Origin of the sequence: Streptomyces cahuitamycinicus, from assembly GCF_002891435.1 — a bacterium.
GTDB lineage: Bacteria > Actinomycetota > Actinomycetes > Streptomycetales > Streptomycetaceae > Streptomyces > Streptomyces cahuitamycinicus.
Map to the genome: position 1 here is coordinate 1 of NZ_POUC01000528.1, position 4,695 is coordinate 4,695.

Annotated in this window: 4 protein-coding genes and 1 pseudogene; 1 reads left to right on the top strand and 4 read right to left on the bottom strand. The window is 73.0% G+C overall.

The window, feature by feature from the left end:
- Positions 1–189, bottom strand: a pseudogene (locus C1J00_RS38400) (LLM class flavin-dependent oxidoreductase); the annotation flags it as partial.
- 123 nt (positions 190–312) lie between these two features.
- Between C1J00_RS38400 and C1J00_RS38405 the strand changes: the two are divergent.
- The gene (locus C1J00_RS38405; protein ID WP_102913521.1) at positions 313–885 is read left to right on the top strand and encodes a MarR family winged helix-turn-helix transcriptional regulator; all 573 of its coding nucleotides are present in this window, start codon (positions 313–315) and stop codon (positions 883–885) included.
- 14 nt (positions 886–899) lie between these two features.
- Here the strand turns inward: C1J00_RS38405 and C1J00_RS38410 are convergent, their stop codons facing one another.
- The 3 genes from C1J00_RS38410 to C1J00_RS38420 all read right to left on the bottom strand — a co-directional run bounded on the left by C1J00_RS38410 (position 900) and on the right by C1J00_RS38420 (position 4,599).
- Positions 900–1,595, bottom strand: coding sequence for a gamma-glutamyl-gamma-aminobutyrate hydrolase family protein (locus C1J00_RS38410; protein WP_102913522.1), 696 nt, complete (start codon positions 1,593–1,595; stop codon positions 900–902).
- Entirely contained in the window at positions 1,592–3,082 is a 1,491-nt protein-coding gene (locus tag C1J00_RS38415) for an aldehyde dehydrogenase (protein ID WP_102913523.1), read from the bottom strand. The genes C1J00_RS38410 and C1J00_RS38415 overlap by 4 nt, the downstream gene beginning before the upstream one ends.
- Positions 3,083–3,147: 65 nt before the next feature.
- Entirely contained in the window at positions 3,148–4,599 is a 1,452-nt protein-coding gene (locus tag C1J00_RS38420; protein WP_102913524.1) for an APC family permease, read from the bottom strand.
- Positions 4,600–4,695 lie beyond the last annotated feature (96 nt).

A 4,695-nucleotide genomic window follows, 5' to 3' on the forward strand; every position in this document is an offset into this window, starting at 1 on the left:
GGGGTTACCCATGACGCCGGCGGCCGCCGCGTCGGGGCCGAGGACGATGTGCTCGCTGACCATGACCGCGTCGAAGCCGGCGTCCTCGGCCTCGCGGGCCCAGCGGACCGCGGCGGGCAGATCGGCCCGGCCGCCGGTGAGCGTCCAGTTCTCGCTGAGGACGAGGAGCATGCGGGGTGGGCTGGGCATGACCGGTTTCCCTTTCGACTTCGTACAATTTGAGTCCGAACGACGAGGCGGCGGAGCTGAGCCGCCCGTATGTGACGCGTCGCGACCGGACGAAGCGATCGCGACCAGACGAAGGAGCCGCCCGTGCCGGGGCACCGATCCATCACCGAAGCCGAGAAGCTCGCCGCGGCGAAGCTCGGCGGCGTCGCGATCCGCCGGGAGCAGATGGCGGCGGTGGCGAACATCTACCGGGCCGCGTCCGCGGTGCGGCAGCACCTGGAGAACTCGGTGCTGCGCGGTTCGGACCTGACCTGGACGGCCTTCGTGGTGCTGTGGGTGGTCTGGGTGTGGGGCGAGCCGGAGACCCGGCACGTGGCGGAGGAGGCGGGGATCTCCAAGGGCACACTGACGGGTGTGGTGCGCACGCTGGAGTCCCGGGGCCTGCTGCGGCGGGACGGGCATCCCAGCGACGGGCGCCTGGTGCTGCTGCGCCTCACTCCCGAGGGCGAGGAGTTCATGGCGCGGGTCTTCCCGGCGTTCAACGAGGAGGAGGCCTTCGTCACCGCCGGGCTCAGCGACGCCGAGTGCCGCCGCCTCGCCGAGGGGCTGCGCAGCGTGGTGCTCCAGGTGGAGGAGCACGGCGAGGAGCGGCGGCAGTCCCTGCTGGGCGGCGCCGAGCCCGCCCCGCGGCGCAGCGGGCGGCGGCCCCGGGCCTGAGACGCGTCGCGGCCTCACCGGGTCGCGGCCCGCACGAGCGCGTCGAACAGGCCCTGCTGGGCGGGGTCCTCGTGGGCGGTGTCCTCCGGGTGCCACTGGACGGCCGTGAACCAGCCGTCGGCGCCCGGGAGTTCGAGGGCCTCGGCCGTGCCGTCGGCCGCCCGGGCCGTGACGTGCAGACCGGTGCCCAGGCGGTCGACGCGCTGGTGGTGGTAGCAGGAGGCGTCGGTCTTCTCGGCGCCGACGGCCCGGGCGACGAGCGAGCCGGGTTCGAGGGTGACGGGGTGCACGAGGTGCCGGTGTTCGCGTTCCGGGCCGCCCATGTCCTGCTCCAGGGTGCCCCCGAGCGCGACGTTGACGACCTGGAGGCCGCGGCAGACGGCGAGCAGGGGCAGCCCCGACTCCAGGGCGTGCCGGGCGACGTCGAGATCGAAGGTGTCCTGGAGGGTGTCGACGTCGTAGACGGTGTCATGGGTGCCGGTGGCGCCGTAGCGGGAGGGGGCGAGGTCCCCGCCCCCGGGGAGCAGGACGCCGTCGAAGCGGGCCAGCCGGGCGGCCGTGCCGGTGTCGGCCGGGTGGATGCCCGCCGGTTCGCCGCCGGCCCGCCAGACTGCCTCGACCAGGGCGCGGGCGTTGACCTCGGCGGCGTACCGGAGCGCGGAGGCCGTGGCCGAGAAGCGGGCGGGGATCGCTATCAGGGGCCGGGTCACAACTGGATCCAGGTGGTCTTGAGCTCGGTGTACTTCTCCAGCGCGTGGGCGGACTTGTCGCGGCCGTTGCCCGACTGCTTCATCCCGCCGAAGGGCACGGTCAGGTCGCCCTCCTCGTAGCAGTTGACCCAGACCGTGCCGGCCCTCAAGGCGCGCGAGACCCGGTGGGCCGTGGACAGGTCGGAGGTCCACAGGCCGGCGGCGAGGCCGTAGTCGGTGGCGTTGGCCAGCCGGACCGCCTCATCGAGGTCGTCGAAGGCGAGCACGGACAGAACGGGGCCGAAGATCTCCTCCCGCGCCAGGCGCGAGCCCGGGTCCACACGGTCGAAGACGGTCGGCTCCAGATACGTTCCACCCGTCTCGGCGAGGAAGCGGTCGCCGCCGGTGCGCAGCCGGGCGCCCTCGTCCACGCCGTGGCGGATGTGGTCGGTCACGCGGTCCAGATGCGCACGGCCGGCGAGGGCGCCCATCTCCGTCTCCGGGTCGAGCGGGTCGCCCACCCTCAGTTCGCGGGCCCGCCGGACCACGGCCTCGGTGACCCGCTCGGCGATCGAGGAGTGCACGAGGAGCCGGGAGGGGGCCGTGCACATCTCGCCCTGGTTGAAGAAGATGCCCCAGGCGGCGGTGGCGGCTGCCTTCTCCAGGTCGGGGGCGTCGGGCAGGACGATGTTGGGCGACTTCCCGCCGAGTTCGAGCCAGACGCGCTTGAGGTTGGAGTCGGCGGCGTAGTGCAGGAAGTGGCGGCCGACGGCGGTGGAGCCGGTGAACGCCAGGACGTCGACGTCCGGGTGGAGGCCGAGGGCGCGGCCCGCCGTGGGGCCGTCGCCGGTGACCACGTTGAGGACGCCGGGCGGGATGCCGGCCTCGGTGGCGAGGCGCCCCAGGAGCAGGGCGGAGAGGGGGGAGTTCTCCGAGGGCTTGAGGACGACCGTACAGCCGGCCGCGAGGGCCGGGGCGATCTTCCAGCCGGCCAGGGTCAGCGGGAAGTTCCAGGGGACCACCGCCCCGACCACTCCGGCGGGTTCCCGGGTGACCAGGGCGAGGGCGTCCGGGGCGGTGTGGGGCGATTCGTCGGTGAGCTTGTCCGCGAGCTGGCCGTACCAGCGGAACGTGGTGATGACGGCCCGCAGCTCGATGCCGTACGCGTCCGAGATCGGTTTGCCCATCTCCAGGCTGACCGTGAGGGCGAGTTCCTCGCGCCGCTCTTCGAGCAGGCCGGCGAGGCGGAGCAGGGCCCGGCCGCGCTCGGCGGGCGCCAGACGGGGCCAGGGGCCGGTGTCGAAGGCCCGCCGGGCGGCGGCGACGGCCGCGTCGACCTCGGCGGCGCCGCCGTCCGCGACCTCGGCGAGCACCCGGCCGTCCCGGGGGGAGACGACCGGGAACGTCGCCCCTCCCCCGGTCTCCTCGGCGCCGTCGATGTGATGGGCACCGGAGAGCTGGAACGCCTCGGCACGGCGCAGCCACTCGTCGTGGGGGACGGCCGGCATGAATGGTCCTCCTTTGATGTCAAACGATGTGTGCGGGGCTGTCCGTGGACGACAGCGCTCGAGGGTCAGCGTTCGGCGGTCCTGCCCCGCACCCGTGCGGCGGCCAGGCCCAGTGCCATGACGACCGGGACGGACAGCGTGAGCCACAGGGCGGTGGTGCGCTCGCCGCCGATGAGGGTGGTGAAGTTGGCCAGGATGAGCCAGATCGCTCCCGCGATGCCGAGCGCGCCCAGGGCGGGTGCGATCAGCGTGTTCCACAAGCGGGTGTCGAGACGGGCACGGCGGAAGAAGACGACGACGGACACCGAGGTCAGCAGGTACAGCAGCATCATCGCCAGGACGGCGACGCCGCTGAACCAGGAGAACAGCGTCAGCACCGGGTCCTTGCCGGCCAGCGCGAAGGGCACCACCAGGAGGACGGCGAGCGCCGTCTGGACGCACCCGGCGGTCCAGGGCGCGTGGCGCCGGTTGAGCCGGCACAGCCGCAGCGGCAGCAGCCGGTCGCGACCGAGGGAGAACAGGTAGCGGTTGGCGGAGTTGTGGAAGGTGAGGATGCCGGCGAAGAGGGACGTGGCGAGCAGGACCGGCAGCACGTCGCCCACCCAGCCGCCGAAGTCCGCCGCGATCGGCGCGAAGACGAACCCGGCCCCGTCGCCGCTCTCCAGCGCCTCACCCGCGGCCGCGGTGGCCTTGGAGGCGCCGTAGGAGGAGATGAGCATCCAGGAGACCAGGGCGAAGAAGCCGGTGACCACGGCGACCGCGAGGTAGGTGGCCCGCGGCACGGTCTTCCTGGGCTCGCGGGCCTCCTCGCCGTAGATGGCGGTGGCCTCGAAGCCGAACATGGAGGCCACGGCGAACATCACGGCCACGCCCGGGGCGCCGTCCAGGGCCGCGGACGGGGAGAAGCTGTCGGCGAGGCCGAGCCCCTCGGGTCCGCCGCCCTTGAAGAGGGTGACCAGGGCGAAGACCGACAGGATGCTGAACTCCGCGAGCACGAACACGGCGAGCACCTTGGCGCCCATCTCGACACCGGCCGCCCCGAGCGCCTGAACGAGGACCATGGTGGCCAGCGTCCAGACCCACCACGGCAGGTCGAGGCCGGTGTGGCTCGCGACCAGGCCGCTGACGATGGCGCCGTAGAGGCCGTACATGGCGGCCTGGATGGTGCAGTAGGCGAAGAGCGCGAGGCCCGCGCTGCCGATGCCGGTGGTGCGGCCGAGACCCTTGCCGATGTACGTGTAGAAGGCGCCCGCGTCCACCACGTGGCGGCCCATGGCGACGAAGCCCACCGAGAACAGCAGGATCACCAGGCCCGCCACCAGATAGGCGGCGGGCACGCCGGGGCCGTTGCCGAGGGCCACGGCGATGGGGGCCGCGCCGGCGATGCCGGTCAGCGGGGCCTGGGCGGACAGGACGAAGAAGAGGATGCCCAGGACGCCGAGGGCGTTGGGCTTGAGCGTGCCTGCGGTGGGCGCGTCCGGTTTCGCCGCGTGCCGGGAGACCGTCTGACTGTCCACTCGGATCACCTGCCAGAGGGGAGGAAGGGTCGTTTCAGGCCAAACGAGTTGCCTCATCGTGGGGCGGAACTATCCGTTTGGCAAGGGGTGCGGGGT